The sequence below is a fragment of the Pseudomonas sp. GM18 genome (assembly GCF_000282195.1).
Lineage (GTDB): Bacteria > Pseudomonadota > Gammaproteobacteria > Pseudomonadales > Pseudomonadaceae > Aquipseudomonas.
Genome location: NZ_AKJT01000033.1, coordinates 21406 through 43174 on the forward strand (window position 1 = coordinate 21406; position 21769 = coordinate 43174).

Annotated in this window: 8 protein-coding genes and 1 pseudogene; 5 read left to right on the forward strand and 4 right to left on the reverse strand. The window is 55.4% G+C overall.

Annotated features, from left to right (window positions below; all coding sequences use genetic code 11):
* Positions 1-385: 385 nt before the first annotated feature.
* The 5 genes and pseudogenes from PMI21_RS18840 to PMI21_RS18825 all read left to right on the forward strand — a co-directional run bounded on the left by PMI21_RS18840 (position 386) and on the right by PMI21_RS18825 (position 15131).
* Positions 386-2470 (forward strand): ATP-dependent nuclease, encoded by a 2085-nt coding sequence (locus PMI21_RS18840; RefSeq protein WP_033063910.1) that lies wholly within the window; start codon positions 386-388, stop codon positions 2468-2470.
* Positions 2467-4200, forward strand: coding sequence for a UvrD-helicase domain-containing protein (locus PMI21_RS18835; RefSeq protein WP_007936658.1), 1734 nt, complete (start codon positions 2467-2469; stop codon positions 4198-4200). Before PMI21_RS18840 ends, PMI21_RS18835 begins: the two co-directional genes overlap by 4 nt.
* A gap of 255 nt (positions 4201-4455) precedes the next feature.
* Positions 4456-4605 (forward strand): annotated as a pseudogene (locus PMI21_RS28770) (transposase domain-containing protein); the annotation flags it as partial.
* Positions 4606-4968: 363 nt separating this feature from the next.
* On the forward strand, positions 4969-12459 hold the full coding sequence (locus PMI21_RS18830; RefSeq protein ID WP_007936662.1) for a sacsin N-terminal ATP-binding-like domain-containing protein: 7491 nt from the start codon (positions 4969-4971) through the stop codon (positions 12457-12459).
* A gap of 20 nt (positions 12460-12479) precedes the next feature.
* Positions 12480-15131, forward strand: coding sequence for a DEAD/DEAH box helicase (locus PMI21_RS18825; protein ID WP_007936664.1), 2652 nt, complete (start codon positions 12480-12482; stop codon positions 15129-15131).
* Between the two features lie 206 nt (positions 15132-15337).
* On the opposite strand, the gene PMI21_RS18820 is transcribed toward PMI21_RS18825, so the two are convergent.
* Genes PMI21_RS18820 through PMI21_RS18805 form a run of 4 tightly spaced genes read right to left on the reverse strand, consistent with a single transcriptional unit; the run spans position 15338 to position 21054 of the window.
* Positions 15338-15901, reverse strand: coding sequence for a condensin complex protein MksE (locus PMI21_RS18820; protein ID WP_007936665.1), 564 nt, complete (start codon positions 15899-15901; stop codon positions 15338-15340).
* Positions 15885-17291, reverse strand: coding sequence for a hypothetical protein (locus PMI21_RS18815; RefSeq protein ID WP_007936667.1), 1407 nt, complete (start codon positions 17289-17291; stop codon positions 15885-15887). The genes PMI21_RS18820 and PMI21_RS18815 overlap by 17 nt, the downstream gene beginning before the upstream one ends.
* On the reverse strand, positions 17288-20233 hold the full coding sequence (locus PMI21_RS18810; protein WP_157214299.1) for a hypothetical protein: 2946 nt from the start codon (positions 20231-20233) through the stop codon (positions 17288-17290). Before PMI21_RS18810 ends, PMI21_RS18815 begins: the two co-directional genes overlap by 4 nt.
* A gap of 5 nt (positions 20234-20238) precedes the next feature.
* Positions 20239-21054: a hypothetical protein gene (locus PMI21_RS18805; protein ID WP_007936671.1), complete on the reverse strand. Its 816-nt coding sequence runs from the start codon at positions 21052-21054 to the stop codon at positions 20239-20241.
* Positions 21055-21769: the final 715 nt, after the last annotated feature.

The window sequence follows — 21769 nt, forward strand, 5'->3', positions numbered from 1 at the left end:
GTTGGCGCAGCCGAGGTTACGGCCCTTTGCCTTGACGACAGGCGGCCGTAGGCTACAGTCGCGGACATGGTGATGAAGTCAAGGGAGGCGGCTGGACAGGTATCTGGCCGCTGTGGGCGCAGACCCCGCGCAAGCGAAGCGCGCAGGCCCGGATCGAGGATCCGGGTCGAAGTCATCAGTGATGGAAGCCCGGATTGGGCGAGACTCGCATCGCGAGGCTCGGTGCAAAGCACGACTTTGCGACCTGGCTCGATCGAGAGATGCTCTTGGCGGGTCACGCTCTACTGACGAACGTTACACTTAGCTTTTCACCAAATATACGCACAGAGACATACATATCCGGCAAGTAGGAAGCCGCTTAGGACAACCAATCGGGGGAGCAAGAATGCGAGTCGAGAAGGTTAGGGTCGAGGGATTTCGACTCCTTCAGGATGTTGAGATCATGCTGGAAGGCAATTCCACAGTTATCGTAGGGCGCAACAACAGCGGAAAGACATCGTTCACCGACATTTTTGATCGCTTCACCGGGGAGACCGGCGCGCGATTTCGGCTGGAAGACTTCTCGGTCGCATCGCGCGAGCGGTTCTACAATGCAACGACACTGAGAAAACAGGGGGCAAAACCAGAGGATGTACTAGCTGCACTCCCGACGCTCTCTCTTACGCTCACCTTCCGCTATGACGGCGCGATCCCGAATTTAGGGCCTCTTTCACCTTTCGTCATTGACCTGGACGTAGACTCCACTGCAGCCATTGCGCGTGTCGAGTACCGACCGACCTTGGCAACGCTCCACACGCTGCTCGACATACCTTCCGCGCCAGAAGGTGTCGAACCAAGAACGCATTTTTTTAGGTCGTTGCGCGACACTTTGCCCAAGGCATACAGCATCCATGTTTGTGCCATTGATCCCACCGACGACACCAATCGACGTAATTTTGAGGGCACCGCCGCAATGGCGGCTCTGCTGCAGTGCAATTTCGTTCGCGCACAAAGAACTCTCGATCATGCAAAGCATGGCGATGCCGATGTCATTGGCAAATTGCTCAGCGCGCTATTCAAGACTGCTGCAGCACCAACTGCTGCGGCCGCAGACCAGGAACTCGCGGCGAAGCTGAAGGCGTCCGTCGAAGACATAGAACGCAATGTTCAAGGCGACTTCGATGAGATGTTGAAGAAGCTGCTGCCGGCCATGGAAGTGCTGGGCTTTCCGAGCCTCAACGATACCGAGCTTCGGCCTGAGACCTCATTGAACGTGGAGGCCCTGCTTTCGGACCACACAAAGGTGGTCTACACCGGCACAGACGGGGTACATCTGCCGGAGGGCTACAACGGCCTCGGAACTCGCAATCTGATCTACATGCTGTTGCAGCTCGAGAGCTACCATAAGGCCTACCGTGCCAAGGCGACTCGCCCGGCCACCCACCTAATCTTCATCGAAGAGCCTGAGGCTCATTTGCATCCGCAGATGCAAGAAGTCTTCATCAGCCAATTGAATGCTGCCATCGGAAAATTGTCGGCCAGCTACCCCAAAGAGTCCGCGTGGAACGTTCAGTTTGTCATCACGACGCATTCTCCACATGTCGCAAACGCTGCATCGTTTGAGGCGGTACGGTATTTCCTCAATGAGTCGCCAAACCAGGCGAGCACCCGACAGACTAAGGTCAAAGATTTCAAGAAGGGCATGAGCGCCATCTCTCCCGAAGACCAGGACTTCCTGCACCAGTACATGACGTTGACCAAGTGTGACCTGTACTTTGCAGACAAGGCCATTATGGTCGAGGGAACAACGGAGCGGCTGCTGATGCCCCGTCTGTGTGAATTGGTTGATAGGTCGCTCGACGACAAACACAAGCTGGCCAGACAGTATGTGACATGTGTCGAGGTCGGAGGAGCTTACGCGCACATCTTCTATCCGCTGCTCGACTTCCTCGAACTCAAGACCTTGGTCGTCACCGACTTGGATTCAACCAAACCGGTGGAAAAGCAAAACAAAAAAGGAAATACGATTACGTCGTGGGAGAAGTGCCCGGTAGCTGAAGGCCAGCGGACGTCGAACGCAGCCATCAAAGAATGGTTCCGCCCCGAAGACTCCAAAGATCGGGACGGCTGGCAAATCACGCCTGCCGAACTTATTGGCAAAACCGCCGAAGAAAAGCAGAGCGGATACCGTCGCATTGCCTATCAGATTGCGGAGAAGCCTGGCACGAACATGTGCGCTCGAAGCTATGAAGACGCGCTCGTCCTAGCAAACCCGGATCGATTTGAATGGCCAAAGGAAGAGGACGAGGCCACTGAGGCGTGGGAGATCGCGAAGGGGCTCGCGAAAGCGGATACAGCCTTGCGGTTTGCCATCCGCGAGAAGGAATGGGCGGTACCTCGCTATATCCAGGAAGGCCTTGCATGGCTTTCCGAACCCCCTCCTCAACCCGCACAGAATCTGGAAGCGCCAGCCAAGGAGGAGGCAGCATGACTGAGCCTGCCGAGAATCCCGCACTTATCGCTGCGCAAGAGGCCCAGAGAAGGATCGATGAGGCCCTTGATGCAGGTCGCAGCTTTCGTCTTGAAGCCGGCGCAGGCGCGGGTAAAACGTACTCCCTGGTCGCTGCGCTGAAGCGACTGATTGCAGAGCGTGGCCCGGCGTTGGTTCAAGCTGGGCAAAAGGTTGCCTGCATCACCTACACCGAGGTTGCCCGTAACGAGATTGCCCAGGAGATTGAGGATCATCCGGCCATTCTTGTCGATACTATCCACGGCTTCTCATGGGCGTTCCTACGCCAGTTTCAGAAGTCACTGCGTGACCTCGTGGGCGAAATGGGCGACCGGCACGAGAAGATCGAGGAAGGCGGAGGAGTAGGCTCAAAGCCTGTGGATTACGACTTTGGATTCTTCGGTGTCGACACGGACAGAATCACACTGAGTCACGACGACATTCCGGAGATGATGGCCAAGCTTCTGGGCAAGGAGAAGTTTAGACGCATCTTGAGCCAGCAATTTCCAGTGATCTTCATAGACGAGTATCAAGATACCCATCGCCAATTCATGGAGGCGATCACCGAGCATTTCTTGATGCCCAATACCGGCCCGATCGTAGGTCTTTTTGGGGATCATTGGCAGACGATCTATCGCAGCGAGTACGAACTCGCCGAATATCCGATCGAAGAGATTGGCAAAGGCTCCAACTTTCGGTCAGTGCCCGCAGTCGTAGATGTACTTAACAAGCTGCGCCCAGATCTGCCCCAGGCCGTTCGCGCCCCCGAGGCAAAGGGCGAGGCGAGGTTTTTTCACGCCAACGCCTATAAGGGTCAACGGACCAGCGACAGCCACTCCAAGGAAGATCTGCCAGCTGACCTGGCGCGGAGCACTCGGGAAGCCTTGATGCAACGGCTGCAAGCCGAGGGCTGGGATCTGAGCAAGACGAAGGTACTCATGCTCACCCACAACGTCTTAGCTGCTGAGCAGGGCTACCCCAACATTGCCGAAGTGTTCAGGGGCCGTACCGAACAGTTCACAAAGAAGGAAGACCCGGCGATCAAGTTCTTTGCAGAAGTCGTTGAACCCATGTGCGAGGCCTACGGTGCATCTCGATACGGCAGTATGTTCAGGGCGTTCGGCTCCGGCCCCGCGATCACGAAGCATGATGACAAGGCCTGCTGGCGCCGCGACATGGACACCCTTCAGAAACTGCGTACAGAAGGAACGATCGGACAGCTCATCGACCACCTGAAGACAACGAGACGCCCATCGCCACCGGAGCGCCTGCTGCGGCGTGACGAAGAGCTTATCGCACTAGATGGCGCCCCTATACCCGAAGATGCCTCCGCACTTCAGCGGTACAGCAAGCTGCGGGATATTCGTTACGGAGAAGTCATCGAGGTAGTCAAGTTCATTGAGAAGCAGACCCCCTTTGCCACGCAGCATAGCGTCAAGGGTGCTGAGTTTGATAACGTCCTTGTAGTGCTTGGAGGTGGCTGGAATCACTACAACTGGCCACAGCTACTAGAACTTATTGAGACAAATGCGCTGAACGCAAAGAACACGAAGGGCTTCTATCGTGCTCGTAATCTCTTTTATGTATCCATCTCCCGGCCCATGACGCGGCTTGCCGTGCTCGCCACGCAAACCATGCCGGATACAGCTCTCGCAACGGTGAATCACCTTTTTGGGAGCGATAGCGTCGAGGAACTTGCTATCGTGACGTGAAGCCATATCCTTAACTCGGTTCGCTCAGCCACGCCGGAGCAAGTTTTCTCGACGATCGAGTAGGATTTGCATCCGCCGCCCTCTTACACAACCGTACGTACGGTTCCGTATACGGCGGTTCCTGCCTACTGATAAACCGCATCAGCGAGCTTGGTTCCGTTGATGTATCGCCCGTGGTATCTAAGCACCCAGACCGGCCCTCGGAGCTTCCGGCTCCTACCTCCTGATGGTCTCGCCCCGTAACGCGGAGTTTCTGCTTTGATGCGCAAAAATTGGCTGTTTGCCCGGTCGTTACGCAGTGGCAAACGTGCGGCTGCGCTGATGAGTTTGATCCAGTCAGCCAAGCTCAACGAGCATGATCCGTGTGAGTATTTAAAGGATGTGCTGGAGCGGTTGCCGACGTAGAAGATGAGCGCGATTACTGAGCTACTGCCGCATAACTGGGAACCGCCCAGCAAGGTGTGATGGCTGGCCGCTTACGAGCATCGACTTCGAGTGTGTCAGTCAACGGTATCAGGTCAAGGTTGGGCGCCTATTCTCGGAATCGACACTACACTTCGCACATTAGCGCCTGATACCGGCAGAGCAAACCGAGCATCCGCGGGGTCCATCACTCGCTGGGGCTGTAGATGTTCTGAATGGCCCCCGTCGCTATGGGCTATCGCCGCCGAAGGAGCGAAGATTGCGGAAGCTTGCGCGGGAACAAATAGAAGGAGCATGCCACTTCGCTCCGGCAATGCAGGTCTTGCAGAGCTAGGGAAGGAAGATATGGACGATATGAAGGGCTTCGCTACAAGCTTCATCAACCTGATTGCAGACAACTTGCGTGATCGCTACGACAGCGGCTTCCCTATCCTGAAAGAACTAATCCAAAACGCCGATGATGCCGAGGCGAGGGAATTCGTCTTCGGGAGCCATCCTGGTTTCTTGGACGCAATACACCCTCTCTTGCAAGGGCCCGCGCTGTGGTTCTACAACGACGGGCATTTCAAGGAGAGCGATTCAGAGGCATTACGCTCATTCGGCATCAACACTAAGGCAGGCGACAGCGCGAGCATAGGCAAGTTCGGTCTGGGCATGAAGAGTGTCTTTCATCTTTGTGAGGCACTTTTCTACGTAGCCTGGGACGGCCAGCACATCCACTTGGAGGGGTTAACTCCTTGGAAGAGCGATGGGCATACTCCTCATCCGGAGTGGGACAAGATGGACGCCGCCGACAGGAGGAGATTGGAGGCGGTTGTACGGGAAATGCGTCCAGATATAGGCGCGGACAGTGCTTCAGAATGGTTCCTATTGTGGATCCCTCTGCGGCAGACGCGTCATTTGTTCAATTCCCTAGGGGCGGAAACCGACCCTATTGTCGCTCATTTTCCCGGGGATAATCCCAGCCGAGATCTCGCCTTTCTCGAGGAATCCAACCTAAAGGTGGAACTGGCTCAGATCCTACCGCTGCTCCATCATCTGGAGCGGATCGAGCACCGCACAGGTCCTTGCCCCTTTATCGTGCAACTCAAAGCCGATCAGCGGCTGCTGCCCCCCCAAAATTCACTGGTCCCAATTTGCGAAACCAATAGCAAGGCCGCTGGAGTCGTGGATTTAGGAGGGGGCGATAGCGTACATGGGTTCGCGGGTGTTCGGCGCGTGGGTCAAGACAGAGATGACATCTTCTCAAGGCTCAAGAGCCGTCCCGAGTGGCCGCAGACAAGGTACCGTAACAACCTAGGGCGCGAATGCGTGACCCTAGATAAAGCTCGCGCCGAGGCAGCGGCCATGTTCTGCGATGACAATGATTCCGGCGGAGGATTGGACATCGAATGGGCAGTGTTTCTGCCGCTGGAGCATGATCGAGAAACACATCACTACAAGCCAGGAACGCGACATCATCGCCTGGTGCTGCATGGACAGTTCTTCATCGACGCTGGCCGCAAGGGCATTCATGGTTTCGAGCATCTCCACGAGAAGCCGAAGCTACTCGCCGAGGAGACCATGGACGATGCCATGCTACGCACGACATGGAACCAATGTCTCACCCAGAGAGTGCTGCTGCCGCTGGTACTCCCAGCCTTGGAACATTACGTCATCTCTTCCCTGCTTACAGATAAGCAGTGCGAAGACCTGACGAACGCTCTCGCCAACACGCACTGGTTCATCCGCTTCCGCAGCTTAGTCTGCGGAAGCAGTGCTTGGGTGCGAATACTGGAGCGCAAAGCTAAGCCAGCGTGGCGACGCATCGAAACTGATCGCGTAAGTCACCTGCGGCCCCTGCCGACTCCGCCTATGTCTGACGCGCAACGCCCATGGTACGTTTTCCCACACCTCGAACGGATGCAGATCTTGCCTTTTGACCAAGAGGCCACTCCGTTGATAGCGGGTGAGCCCCGATGGCAGGAGGAAGAAATCCACGACTTGCTGTCCGCTGTTCCTAATGTCTTCAGCGAGGCGCCGCGGATCCAGTACCTTGCTAAATTTCTGAGCGACTGCGCTGGTCCATACAAAGGCACCGAAAAGCTTCGAAATCGAATTATTACGCTCATACGGGAGGGCTTCCGGGACGTTGACCTGCAGAGTCTGGGACGGCACGGCGCTGACATTCGACGGTTAGTGGGGTTCATCCCTTGTCTTTCTCGTAGTTCTTTCACTGCGAAACTCCCGGTTGATCTCGCCACCCGCCTTTGGTCTATCGCGTCACCAATTCTCTTGGTACCCAAAGAGTTGGATTCCGAGGAGTCTCCAGGCAATGCAGTACCTGACGGGGAAACCCTGGCCAGATGGTTAGGTATCGTCGATCAAGCGTTGGACGCGTCTCTTGTCTCCACCGAGATGCGCGCCATCCTCGACTTTGCTCAAGGGCTGCTTAAGTCCTTCGACAATGAGGCGCGTGGGAGATTTTTGCGGACCCATCGCACATTACGGGTCCTCGCAGTACGTGATGTTCGCACCCGCAGCGACCTGGCGGTTTCGGGAGAGGATATCGAGCGGGTGCGGAACGCGGGAACTCTGTTCGGTTTCGCCCCTGGCGCAAGAGAAGAGAACCGTCTCGGACTTACACCTTTACTGGCCCTGGCGCTGCCCATTGCAGAAGTTTACTTGGTACGCGCCGAGACCTACCGGGATCTGTTTCCGGGCGAACCAGAGCCACCCCGAGCTGACGACGGGCGCGCCTGTCTTATCTCAGTAGGTAGGGATACCACTGACCGACTCGGACTCCTTGCCTACCGCCGCACGCTCCTGGAGAAGGCGAACGACCCAGGTGCCGACACTGATGCGCGGCGGGGGCTGCGTTATCTGTTGCATGGCTCGCCGGCCCATCGGTCCGACGACGAGGCGACGCTGTGGATTCCTGGTCACGAGCAGCATTCTGCGTGGGCCAAATTGTGGAAGAAGGTTCAGGGCGAGGATCCGCAGTGGGGCCTACTCGATGGAAGTCTGGCCGATACCATGCCGCGGGGCCGCTGGAGTCCAGTGGGGATCAAGGAAGTCGACGCGGGAAATCTAATTGGTGAGCTCCAACGAGTCGGTATTAGTATCGGCGACCCTAGCGATTTTAGTGGCGACGAACGGGACGAGATCCTCTCCAAAATCGAGGACGAAAACCTCTGGAAACACCTGCCGCTGCACAGGACATGTGGCGGAAAACTGGTGTCGGTCAACGGGGAGCGTACCTATTGTGCTCCTGAGAACGGATGCCCCGACGATGCATTGAGCTGTGAGGTGACGCTCATTGCACCAAGCAGCCATCTTCTGGTGGCAGACCAGCAGAAGAAATGGCTTGAACCTTTCAACGTCCGCGCCAGGATGGAGATAGCCCTTGCGGTCTCTGAGCCTTTTAGGCACTGGCGAACCATTTTAGATGCTCTAGTGCAGGTCGGAGTTAACCCAGTTTCTGACAAGCTTTACCGTGTTGCTTGGTTACCAACCCGACAGGGAACTCCGGTCAAACCGGAGGACGTGATTGATATCCCCCACATCCAGGAAGAGGTGCAGCGGTTAGTCGCCGCGCATCGGGCCGTTAATGGGCCGTGTTTCGCCGCAAAAGCCGATCTCACACCAAGTCTGCTCGAACACCCTGGCTTCGAACTGCTGATGAAGCTTGCCACCGCTAATGAGGAAGACGGGCTCGCGCGATTGGCCCTTCTACTAAGTGATTTGCCCGAGTATCACATCGGCTCATGGTCTGGGGAAATGCGCAAGGACATGGTCACATTGCTCGACAAATGCGAACTGCTCCCTGGCTGGCGGCTGTTGCGCCAGGCTGCCCACCAACCATTCAATGAGGAGACTGCTTGGCAGCAATTGAGACACGGCATCGTCCGCCCTTTGGCTTCTGAACGGCTGTTTACAGTGTTGAATTGGCTCTCTGCCCACACCGATCACTGGGAAGTTCGCAAGGCCACATACGATCAATACCTGCGTCAGTACACCGCCACCCCCGACATCATCTGTAGCCGTTTTGGTGGGTTGCGCCTTGCTAACCAGTGCGGAGAGTGGCGTCTGGCGAGCGAACTGTGCACCGGTGATTACGAGGTGGAGGCAGCATGCCTGTTGGACAAGCAACAAGCGCAAATTCTCAACGCCATCGTCTTTCACACGAACCGTCCCCGCAGCGAGCCCGCCTGCCTTGGAGGCACCAGTGCCGGGTTCGACTTCGACTTGGCGAGAAAAGAGACTCCAGTTTTGCTGGAGAGCTTCTTCCGTCCATGGGGCGGAGGACTGGTGCCCGAGCTCATGATTGGCGTGCTGATGGCTTTGTTTTGGCGGAGCGCACGCGAATTGGCGGAGTCTTGGTTGCATCCACATAGCTTCGGATGGTTGCAGGAGCAGCTGCCTTGGCATGATCCGGGATCCGACGATACGGGCCGCCTGGAGTGGATGGGGGGGCACTCGATAGCCGAGGCACTGGAGCTCATTGACGCGGTGGTTCGGGTGGTCGATGGGACGCATGTTGAGGTGCCCAACCTGTTGGGTGAACCACGTCGCGTACCTTTGAGCCCCCGACCAAGCAACCTGCTGGCCGGCCCTTTGAATTGGATTAAGGGCTTCCGCGTCGAGATTCCCCTCCGGCGCATTGATCCTGCTCGCCACACATCCCAGGAATTAGAGGTCCTCCTTCGCGGAACGACAGAGCGCCTCTATGCCGACCTATATAATCAACGCCGACCGAATCTTGGTTCGCTATGGCAGCAGCTGGATCGCACCGACCAACTCGAAATTGGTTTGGCACGCCGACTGATTCTGGACTCGCTCCACTTCTATCTGCGGCAGTTGTCAGTAGGCAGCGAAGTGATCAAGAAGGCATTGCGCGCCTGCGATAATGAACGCACAAAGGTAGCCGAAGCCGAAGAGGATCAGAGGGATGCGTCCGAAGCGCGGGCAGCCCAGCGCAGAGCCATGGAGTCCCTAGCGAAACTCATCGGACAGGATCGAGAAATGCAGACCACTGTGTTGCTTGGTGTGCGGAGCAAGCTCGAGGATTACCAGTACGATTCGACTAGCATTCCCTTCGAGCTATTCCAGAATGCCGACGACGCAGTTATGGAACTCGGGCAGATCGCGGCCTTTCCCGCCGAGGGCAGTGAAATCCCGGACGTCTCCCGCCGACTGATAGTCGAAGCAGACGGTGATTCGCTGCGCTTCCTGCATTGGGGGCGCCCCATCAATGCTCGGGGGCCTGTGGGTTTCGATGGTGAGGCTCGCGGCTATGGCCATGACTTGGAAAAGATGCTCATCCTCTCGGCCTCGGACAAGCAGACATCTCAAGGGGTCACCGGCAAGTTCGGTCTGGGCTTCAAGAGCGTACTATTGGTCTGCGACCGGCCGCGCATTGTCAGCGGCCATATGGCGGTAGAGGTAGTCGCCGGCATCCTGCCTCAGTCCTGGGAGGAAGCCGGTTCTGCTCGGGAATGTCTGGGCCGGCACAGCCTCGATCGACGGCTACCGGGCACCCTAATCGAGCTGCCACTGCTGCCAGAGATACAACCAGACAAGATCCTGCAACGCTTTTGTCGGCTTGCCGGCCTCTTGTGCGTGTTCGGCCGGGCCATCCGGTTCATCGCCATCAACCGAGCTGAAATGGAAGAATTCGACTGGGCTCCGGATGAGATCGTCCTTGGGCTGGAGCACGGCCGGCTCGTAGTGAGTGACAATACATGGGGCACGGATACGGATGCCCTGTGCTTACGGGGCACACACGGCAGCGTGCTGTTAGCCCTCGGTCCCGAAGGCTGCAGACAGCTGCCCGATGATCTGCCGGCTCTCTGGGTCACGGCACCCACGCGCGAGCAAGCTCACCTGGGCTTCGCGGTCAATGGAGCCTTTGATCTGGACGCCGGTAGAGGGCGACTGGCCGGCAACAGCGACAGCAACAAGATCCTCGCCAGGGATATTGGGCGGCAAGCTGGGGAAGCCCTGAGCCGGCTCCTTGACGAAGCGAGGACGAATTGGCCGGTGATGCGCGAGCGACTGCGCCTGGCGGCAGATCTCACTAGCCACGACTTTTGGATTAGCCTCTGGAGATTGCTGACTCAAGGCTGGCTCAACCGCCCTCGTGATGCTGCGGGCGAACTGGCCCGCACCGTGGCCTTGGACTTGTTGAAATGTCTCAGTGATATGCCGGACGCAGTCCCCAACGGGCTGCCGATCCCAGCCCAAAGGCTTGTTTCGGCGCAGGATATCCGCTACGAGTTGACGGACGAACTGGCTACGCCCGAGGTGTTGGCACTCTTATTTGCCTGGACACGTTTCAACCAACAGTATCCCGCCATCAGCTTCGTGTCGCGGGAGATCGGTGCCATCCTCAAGCACGGGGCGATAGCCAAGCCTGCAACTTTAGGGATAACAGCGCTTGTCGGGCTACTCGATCCGCCCCGTGTTGGGCCAGAAGACGCCCTAGTGCTGGGATGCATCATTTCTCAGGATTCGATCGCATCCGAGTCAGACTCCCGTGAGTTGAAGGGACGTCTTCAAAAGCTCCAGTTCCGTACCCAGGCTGGCGGTTGGGCAGAAGTTGGATACTTGCTCGCCAACGATGGCAGTCTTATCGAACAGGAGGAATCACTGCGCCACAACCTCGCGCCATCGCAATTACGCCTGCACAAGGACTACTATTTCAGTGACGAGGATGCCACAGCCGTGGAGTTGGAGTTCTTCCGCCTTTGTCGTGGAGGCATGGCGGCACCGGCCAAAGATATCGCGAAGTGGATACTTTCACTCGAAGATGAGGAGACAAAGAAGGCCGCATTGATCTACCTCTGCAAAGGCAATCTTCGAATCGAGGTCAGTGAGAAGGTGCGTGGCCAGGGCTGGTTGGCCGATGTACTCAATAACGAGACCTTGCTGAGAGTGTTGCAGGAAGACGAGCGCGAGGGGCTGATCCGCTTACTAGCCACCGGCGAGCAGATCGCTCGTGTTGTCTTAGACAATTGGGATAAGCCCAGGAAGGCATTTCGCTCGTCCATCGACCTGCCTACTGCTCTTGTGCGGATACACGATTGGTGGTCTTCCTCAGATGGCGCGGCCTCCTACGGATCGAATTATCACAAGGACCTCTATCCCTGCGGGACCGTTGACCTGCAAGAAAATCCGGAGACTGGACGTTTCGACCGTTCCTCTTGGCTGACCCTTTTCGCTCTCGGGGCTTTTCAAAGCATCGGCCAAACTGGCAAAAAGCAGCATCGCGGGTTCATTGACCATTGTCAGCAACAAGGCTGGTGGAAAGTTTTTGCGGAGAAGGACCCCAAGGAGCAACCAGACGACTGGATGCGGATCATCGGAGAGTATGCTGAGAGCCAACATGATAATGAGAAGTGGCTCCTGTGGATCTGTCAATTCCCGAAGCTCTACCGGCTTGCCCGTTGGCTGGATGATTATGTTGACTTGTTCAAATCTGTAGATAAGTACACTGAGCCCTTCTCACTGGAGCAACTAAAGACACCTAGGGCGAATGCCTTATATCAAGGCGGCGGTATCGACGCCCCACCTATCAACCGCACCTTGAAGATCGGCGCTCACTTGGTGATGCGCGAGTTGCTCCACCATGGAGTCATCCACACCCCTCTTGCTATCCCGCACGCCTACGCACCGATCGAGCGCATCAAAACTTTGTTCGGGTCTTTCGACCATGAGATCTGCACATCGGAAGATATCTACAAACTCTTACGCGAGCACCTCGGAGCGGAGCGGGCCACCTTCGGCGACTTCTATGACATCCCTCTGCGCATCATCGCCGAAAACGACGATCTGCAATCCAAGTTGTTCAATTAGGACGGAGCGCGAAGCACATCATGTTTTCGAAAGACCAGCAGGTCCAACACCCCCGCTTCGGCACAGGCAGCGTAATCCTGGACCAGGGCGAGACGGTCATCGTCCGCTTCGGCGACCATATTGAGTCCTGTGAGGCCACCCTCCTCACTCGCCGCATCGGACTGATGGAGGCGGTGCGCATGGGGCAGTGGTCCCCTTCGCTCGACGTCGTGCTCAAAGCCCAGGCTGCCGCCATCCGTTCGCTGAATGACTCTTGGGGGGTGTTCTCCCGCTCGCGCATTGACCTGTTGCCCCATCAACTCTGGGTTTGCCACCGGGCATTGCGGCAATGGCCAATCCGACTGCTGATTGCCGACGACGTGGGCTTGGGTAAAACGATTGAGGCGGGACTTATCCTCTGGCCGCTGCTGGCCAGCAGTCAGGTGAGGCGCCTATTAATCCTGACCCCGGCGTCCTTAGTGGAACAGTGGCAATACCGACTGCGTACCCTGTTCGATATCCGATTGGGAATGTACCGACCGGAAGTGGACACCCCCCGGGCTGATTTCTGGAGTACCCACAATCAGATCGTCGCCTCCCTGCCTACCCTGCGTAGCGACCGCAAGGGCCGCCACGAGCGGCTGCTGGATGCGCCACGCTGGGACATGTTGATCGTCGATGAAGCTCATCATCTCAATGCCGACGAACAGACCGGTAAGACGCTAGGTTACCAACTGGTGGAGAAACTGGTTGCGGAAAACAAGGTGGAGTCCTGTCTGTTTTTCAGCGGTACGCCCCATCGTGGCAAGCCTCATGGCTTCTGGTCACTGATGGCGCTCCTGCGCCCGGATACGTTCAGCCCTATGCGGCAGGAGAAGGAGCAACTGCCTCTGCTACGCCAAGTACTAATCCGCAACTTCAAGCAGAAGGTTACGGATATGGCGGGCAAGCGCCTGTTCCAACCGGTGACACAACACCCCGAAACTTATAGCTATGGCGAGAATGAGGCAGCATTTTATCAACTTCTAACCCGCTTCATCTTGGCCGGCAATGCTTATGCCTCTGGACTGGACAAGACCGGCCGCAACCAAGTTACGCTGGTACTAATCGCCATGCAGAAAATAGCCTCCAGCTCGGTGGCGGCGATCCGCGCTGCCCTACGTACGCGGCTGGTTCGTATTCGCAAGGATATTGCGCAAATGCGCGCTGAGCAGGTCGACTTCACGAGGGCTGATGAGGAGGAAGACGCGGACCTGCTTGAGGCTCTCAATAGTTGGATGAGCCAGGCCAAGTTCAAGCTCATGGAGGACGAGATCCCGCACCTAGAGGCGTTGCTTGAGTCGGCAACGGCAATCGTCAACGAGAGCAAAATCCTGCGGATCGGAACAATCATCGAGGAGAAGTTTGCGGAGCGATCGATCCTATTGTTTACCGAATACAAGGCCACCCAAGCCCTGATGATCTCCACCCTGATGGCGCGCTTTGGCGAGAATACCGTGGGTTTCATCAATGGAGATGATCGGCTAGAGGGAGTGCGCCTGCCAACTGGACGAGAAGTGGCTCTGACAGGCAGCCGTGAGGACACAGCTGATGCCTTCAATCGGGGGCACATCCGCTTTCTAGTTTCCACCGAAGCCGGGGGGGAAGGCATCGACCTTCAAGAGCATTGCTACACACTGATCCATGTGGACTTACCCTGGAACCCAATGAGGCTGCACCAAAGGGTGGGCAGGCTCAACCGCTATGGTCAGCGTCATCCCGTGGAGGTTGTGACGATCCGTAACCCAGGAACAGTGGAGTCGCGGATCTGGGGCAAATTGGAGCAGAAGATCACGCACATCATGGAGGCCCTGGGGCACGCCATGGACGAGCCGGAGGATTTGATGCAGATGGTTCTCGGTATGGCAGGACCGCGTTTCTTCAACGAGTTGTTCACAGAAGGACAGCAAGTTACTTCTGATCGGTTCGCGGACTGGTTTGATGAAAAGGCTCGCAGCCTTGGTGGGCGTTCGGCAATCTCCACTGTCACGGATCTTGTGGGGCACTGCCAAAGTTTCGATCTCTCTCAGCTCGATGATGTACCAAAAAAGGATCTTCCGGACCTGATCCCCTTCTTCCACAGCATGTTGGTGCGCAATCGTCGGCGCCCCGATCGAGAAGATGGGGTATTCAGCTTCATCACACCCGACGCCTGGCAGAAAGCGCCGGGTATCCGCTCCCGCTATGAAGGGCTGATCTTTCACCGAAATCCCCGTGACAGTGACGAAGCAAAAAAAATTGTCGGTGTTGGGCATCAGGTCTTCGATCAAGCCGTCGCGCAGGCCATTGAATGGGAAGTTGCTTTGGCCTTGATTGATGAAGGACTCGCACCGCTAGCCCTCTTCCGGTTTCAGGATGCGGTCACCAGCCAGACCGGGCAGGTGCGTCAGGTCGTAGCGGGCGTAACGGCCAACAGCAAGGGAATCCTGCGCTTGGTGCGGGATGAGGAGGTGCTGGAGATATTGAATGGATTGAAATCGGGGTCAGGTGAACTACAACCCGATTCGATCGCCATTGCGCCTGAAGCAATAGAGCTATGGTTGGATAAGGCTCGGCAACATGCCATCGCTGCCGCCGACACACTTAACCTGCCATTTCGCAAGCCATTACTCACCGACCTGATCCTGCTATGGCCTGTAGCATGCGAGTTGTAGAACGTAATGGCCGATAGAAAAAGAACTGCGGAAGGAGGTAATCCCCCCTGAACCACGTCAAGCCAGACGTCCTCAGTCAAAGAAAGTATCTCGCAAGCCGCCCTGTATGCTTGGCGCACCAAGCTCAATGCAGGAGGCGCGATAGCCGACAGTCCATGCACGCAGCCCTATAAAGAAACCATCTACCAATTGATAAAGCCGGAAACTCAAGCCACCATAACTGCACCTGGTTCAGCATTACTGTACTTAAATACGTCGTCAAAGAACGCTAATCCAGCATGAGTCAGTACCAGATTGCCTTTTGCATTCCTGTAGGCGATCCCACGCTGCTCGAGATTTTTTCTAACTGCAGATGCAAGAGCCTCCCCTTTCATGTTGCTGGCAGACATGACGTCTTGTTTGTCTTCTCCCTTCCCGATCTCCTCCATGATCCCATCAGACACACCAGCTTCACCGTCGCGCAGAATATCAAGCTGGTAGCCCTGTTCGTGCAGTCCGCGAGCAAGGATCAGCAGCAGAACCTGTATTTTCCTGACCACCTCGCTGTACTCCTCATCGCGCTCGACTGAACGAATGTAGATAAAGCCATTCCGCATCACCAACTCAAACCCGATGTTCAAGTACAAGGGCTTGTAGCTCTGATCGTAGTTATTGAGCATCTCTTCGAAGAGCGGGTTGGGTTTTACTTCACCATTCTCGTAGGTGTCTTTGTTGATCACCTTCCCCGACATCAACTCTTTGTAGATGGCCTGGCTAAGCTGTTGTCTCACTGCCCTGCTCCTCGATTCTCAATTTGTAATAGGTCAGCTTCTGCCTGTCGTCCTCAATCACCCCTAACTGGAATCGAGGGGTTAGCACAATGTCCTCTCGGTGCTTTAGCCAAGACACGCCTTCCACTAGGTCAGCAATTTCGTAGTCGCTGATCTGCTGGGCCAGATGTGCGTGAAGCGACGCATGGGCGTCAGGCCCAACCTGAATAGGCCACTCATCTATCAGCCTTCCAATTAGTTTTCGGCGCACGTCTGAAGCACGCCTGGCTTTGAGCACGTCCTCGCCAACCGGCTCAACAGACGTTGTTGTTACTCGGGTATTTTTGAGTGAATCCAGGCTACTCCGCAGATGCTCCTGAAGGTGAAGCCAATGATCTACGTTGTGCCATTCAATCTTGCTATCGGCTCTCTGCCTCTTCATGCCTTTGAAGGTAGAGAAACGCTCCAGTACCTCATGATCTTTAGGGATGAGGTTGCCCCTTAGTTTCCCGTCATGGAGCTCCCGACAGGCAACCAGTAGATCGTTGAAAACACTCTCAACCTGGTCGTACTCACGACGCTGACGTTCATTCTGATGCACGTAGCGCTGCAGAGACTTACTGATGACTTCCACGTCGTAGCGATAGGAGCGAATGGATGCCACTGCATAGAGAACTTGCTGACCCAATTTTGGCAACTTGGCATCGCGGAACATCTCGGATATCCGCAGCAAGGCAGTGAGTGCCGGCAGGCCTTTCTTCAGAGGTTCCCTCTCGTTGAGGAACTGCAATGTGGGGAGAACATGCCTACCGTAGATTCGGGTGATCGCCTGCAAAGCACCGCGAGCCTGCTTCACCTCGTCGAGGTTCTCAAGGCTCATCACTTCGACGATCTCCGCCAGGCGAAGAGTCTGCCCCTGAAGACTGTCCACGTTCTCCTTGATCTTCCCTTGAGCGTAGCGGATGCGTTCCCGGAGTAGCTTAAGCTCATCCTCGAACGTGTCGTTCCCCTGCTCAATCACTGTCAAATCGCGAAGCTTTTCAAGACTATCATTGAAGCTGTCGCACAGCGCCTCAAGATCGGCGCTACTCAGCTGCCGAAGACGCGATCTATCAAAGTGGCGAAATAACTCGATCAAAAACGGGGCGAAGGCAATGACTCCTCGCTTGGTGTCATGGTGCAATATCAAGCTTGCCCGGACGAGGTTACGCACGTCGAAGGCCGCTTCAATTTTTTGCCGATCGGACTTACTGTCTCCCAGCGAATCAAGCAGCTTCATCACTTTGGACTCGTACAGGCGAGTTGACACTTCTTCGCCAGCCGAGCCTTCATCCATGATGTCGATAAGATCAAGAAAAATGTGCTTATGCTCGATCATGAGCATGACCGTTTTGTCTGCTGCAACGATCATCCGACAGTGATCTCCGCAACAGCATCGGCGGGATCTTTCTTTGTTCTCAGCGACTCGCTTTCACCTGTGTAGATCACTCGACGTAAGTGGCTGTATGCCCTGTCGGTGGCGAGAAAATGCGAAAGGTCGATGTAGTTTTCGATTACTTTCGCGATAGTAGACGTCGGCTCCGGCGTTGCCCCGAACAGCACGAACCCTTCTGACTCAGCGATGCCACGCGCAGCCTTCAGATTCAAGTGGCTCAGATTCGACAGCTCATCCATTACCAATGGCAAACAGATCTGTGTATTCGCAACCAACAGCCTACGCAGAAGAATCGATAGCAGGCGGCAGTTAATCATTGCCGTAGTACCGTTGGATTGATCCTCTTCGGTGTACTTGTCATGCCCACGCTTGCGGTACCGATATCCAACCCGATCAATCAACAGGCTCATATCCAGGGTGGTCCCCCGACGGCCACCGTTAACAAAGAACTCGGTACAGAAAGCTCGTAACCGTTCATACAAGCGCTTCTCGTGGAGCCCGGTTGTCATGAGGTTTATGGAATCAATATCGACCAACAGCTCTTCGAAATGGGGATTCAATACGCAGTAAATCTCGATCGCCTCGAGGTCAGACACACTGAACTCCGAGAGCTGGTCATCTACCTCTTTCTCGAACTCCTTGATCATCCTTCTGGCGTGTTTGATTTCGTCGATTTGAATAGAGGTATTCGAGTTATGCGCGGTGACCTTGGCCTGGTAGGTCTGCTGCTCACCTTCCAAGGTGCCAAACATCGCCGCGAAAGCTCTCCGACAGCTACGCATCCGACTCAAGTCATGGAAAGCATGGTAGCCAAAGTCTCTGCCCTCTTCGCCCAGCAAGTTACGTTTCAGCAGTTCATCCAAGGCCACTTGCAGAGCTTCTCTGCTCTTGGCTACCTCAGAAGCGAACTGGGAAATCTCCTTGATCTGGCTAGGGTGAAAGAAAGTATCGCGAGCTTTCAGCTTCATCTCGCGGATCGAAAGGAATCCTAAAGTGATCTCAGCTACGTTCCGGATCTGCTCAAGGTAATTGCGCAGATCTTCGTTTTCCTTCCTGACCCTGGCGAGCACTTCTTTTGCGCGCTCAACCTGTACCGCTAGGTCCTCCAGCTCGCCGGCGGCATCCGCCACACTCTCATGTAGCTTGGCCAACTCTACCGTCTGTTCCCCCACCTCAAGTTCCAATGCTTTCTGCTGCTCGCGCATGTAGCCATGCCGACTGAGTAGTTGAACCTCTTCATCAGTTTCAATCCGCTCGCGGGTCAGCTGCTTGGCTTTATCCTTGGCCTGCTCAGCAGTCAACTTGCTGTCATCGTTTAGGCGCTGAATGAGGTCATCACAGTCCTTGATATCGTCATCCAGTTTGATCAGGTCTTGCTCGTGCTGCTTCCTTGCTCTGGTCGGGTCGAAAGACATGAAACCAAATGAGGTCTCCTGGCTCAGGAAGCTGATGAAAGAACCTCGCTCCTGGAATAGGCAGCCAAACTCTTTGATGGCTTGCTTCTGGTCAGAGTTGAGTCGAGGAGTCAGCTTGGTGAACAGCGTCGAGTTCAAGCTACTCAGCACCGACGCACTGTGACGATCGACCTGCTCGAGAACAGTTTCCACATGTTCATCAAGAATTTTTCGGAGTTGGTCGCGCTGATGGGAAAGACTGTTCTTATTCCTGATCGCCTGGGCTAGTTGCTCAGCGCTCTGAACCTTGTTTGTCAGGGTTTCGATCTCTGCGGTCAACTCTGCGGAGAGATCGGATAAGAGCTCGCGGACCTCATGCTCTGTTGTGCCAGGGTAACGCCGAAGAATCTCGCTGACCTTGAATAGCTGCTTTTGGACACCTTCCAAATCCTTATGCCGGAGACTCAGTGCTCCAGCCAGCTTCAGATACTCAGCCTTGACCAGACCGTGGTGCTGTCTCTTAGCTGAGTGAGCCACATCAAGAGCCTGATATCTCTCAGATGCTGCCTTAACATCATCAAGAATGCTGGACTGCCTTTCAGCCAAGGCATGCTCAACATCGACGATACTCTGAACGATCAGTTCGGATTTCGTCTCAAACAGTTGGAACTGGCTATCAAAGCTCTCCCAAGACCTCCGCGCGCTTTCTATGTCCGCCAGGCGATCGCCTTCTTTTTTCAGGTTCTCATAGTCATCGAGGATCTCGCTCAGGCTGACACTCAGCTCTGCATTCTTCCGGTCCTTATCCCCTTCGATGATCGTGGCGATAGTATCCGGCAGAGTGCGGTTGTCCTTCGCCCCAATGTCGAAGGCCAGGTGGATTAGCATCTTCCACGCGTCGATCTCGCGTGCGGTACCGCCATTCCTAAGAGGCAGCAAGCAGAATCGGCCCTCCTCACGATTAAGAGCCTGTTGACCGAAGAGCCGCTGGCGAATGACAGCACCGTCGTTCATTGCCTCCCCGCCCCGAGCTCGGAGATCCGAAAGCACACCAGAAAGTGAGATGCCTTCTATCGGAGCCCCCATGTCTCCATTGATGGGCGACTCAAGGTCCCAAAACATGTGCTGGATATCGGCATACATGCAAGGTACTGCCATACGGCCGTATGAGAATGGTCGATTCCCGCGGTGCAGGACCAGGCAGAACGGGCCGTGCATGTTCTCCGCTTCGAGGATGATGAAGGAGTGGTTTTCCGGGAAGTAGTAGCTGTAGCTAGCATCAGTCGAGTAGTACGTCCCGGCCGGCCCCTTGAAGGCGAATTTCTTATCGCAGCTTTTGAAGTTCTCGTGTGGCAGCAAAAAAAGCTTCAATGCATTCAGCATCGAGGTCTTTCCGAGGTTGTTCTGGCCACACAAAGCGGTGTGCTTGTCCACGCGGATTACGGTGTAGGCATAGGCAGCACTGTTAACAAAAATCAGCCTGTGGAATTTGTATACGTCCTGAAACGCGTAGGAGTCGCTCAACATCATCAGTCCCTTGTCGTTGCCAACATCAAATAGGTTTCCTGCTCTAGCGCTCTATGGCTGTCTCGCATAAGTCCGATCAGCTCATTGGTTTCCTTGGATAGACCAACGAACTCAAGGAGATCTTGTCTCGTTTGCTGATTTAGTGAGTATTTGGAAGCGCTTAACCGGTGGGCGATATCATCAGGGTACACAAACACGACCCGGTGCCCGTCTGGCAGCCCTTTGAGAAGGGTTCGATACATTGTCAGCCCACCTAAGTCGGCATCAAACAGGCAGTACAGCCTCTGGTACTTGCTGAGAAATGGCATGTTCAGCCTGTTGGTGATCTGATTACCGGCGCTGAAAATGACGTCGAGATTTTCACTTTGCTCAGCTACGCCACAGTCGGCCAGGATGTCGACTGTCTGCTCGAGAGCTAGGAAGTTCTCGAGATTTTCCACCAGCAACGCTGCTGGTCGGAGAGTGTTAGGTGCTTCCCACCCGTGCTTGCTCAGAAGAACCACGCTTGGATGAGGATGGACCACGCTTCGTGTTATCAAAAGCGAGCCGCTTACTGCTGCTGCATGGCTATTTCCGTCGAAAGCAGCACCAATACGGCCCGTAACTTCTGATGGAGCGTGTTCACGAATCAGCTCAGCAAAGCGATCCTCACGCAAGACAGCCACCTGATAGCTGCTCTTTCCGATTTTCGACGTTGAAAACGTATCGAACAGATAGCCAGCACCCTTGCCATGCTTCTTCAACTCCTTAGCAAAAGCCTCAAAATTGATCGGCTGACCGGAGCTGATTGAGTTCAGATAGCTGTAGATCCTCGACATTGCATTCCTTGCGCTCTGCGAAACAAGTGAACCCATAAGCTCTCTAGGCTATAGCAACCCGGTTATTCCCCATCCAGACGCTCCAAGACGAGGCAGTGGACCGTTGAAAGCGAACGCTCGGGCGTCGACGCTCAAGTTACTTCTTTGCTTAGCTACGAGCGACACGTACCTAGATAGACCAGTTCGAACTGGGCTTGAATCTCGGGGAAACAACCCTCACCTCCACGACCAACCCTAAAGTAGCGAAGAGCCGCTACCGTTAATTCGAGCTCTGACTCTCTAAAGGCACAACGTTTGTAGTCGCATCATCTCAGGTTTCGACTGCCAAAGCCTTAACCCACATCGGACTGCCTTTGCTGGCAATGGATGGTGGTTCTGCAAGGTGCAGGTGCGTTCTACACCCGACATCAGACTCAAGATCCCTGCCAATTTCTGTTGCGGCGCTACACTGAAAACCACCATTGCCATAATGGGTCGCTGTCAGAATTCCCATTCGCCGCTCGCGTACCGGGTGCGAGTGGCGGCAAAGGTGGGGGCATCCACACTATTTTCTCCCTCAGAACTATTGATCTAGAGCCAAGTCAAAATGTTCTTCGGCGACCCCGAGAGTCTCTAAGCGTAGTCGGGCAGCCTGTGCATCTGATTCTTTCTGCCTCTCCACAGACTCCACAGACCATGGAAATCCATCCACTTCCAGTGGATAACCACACTCGGG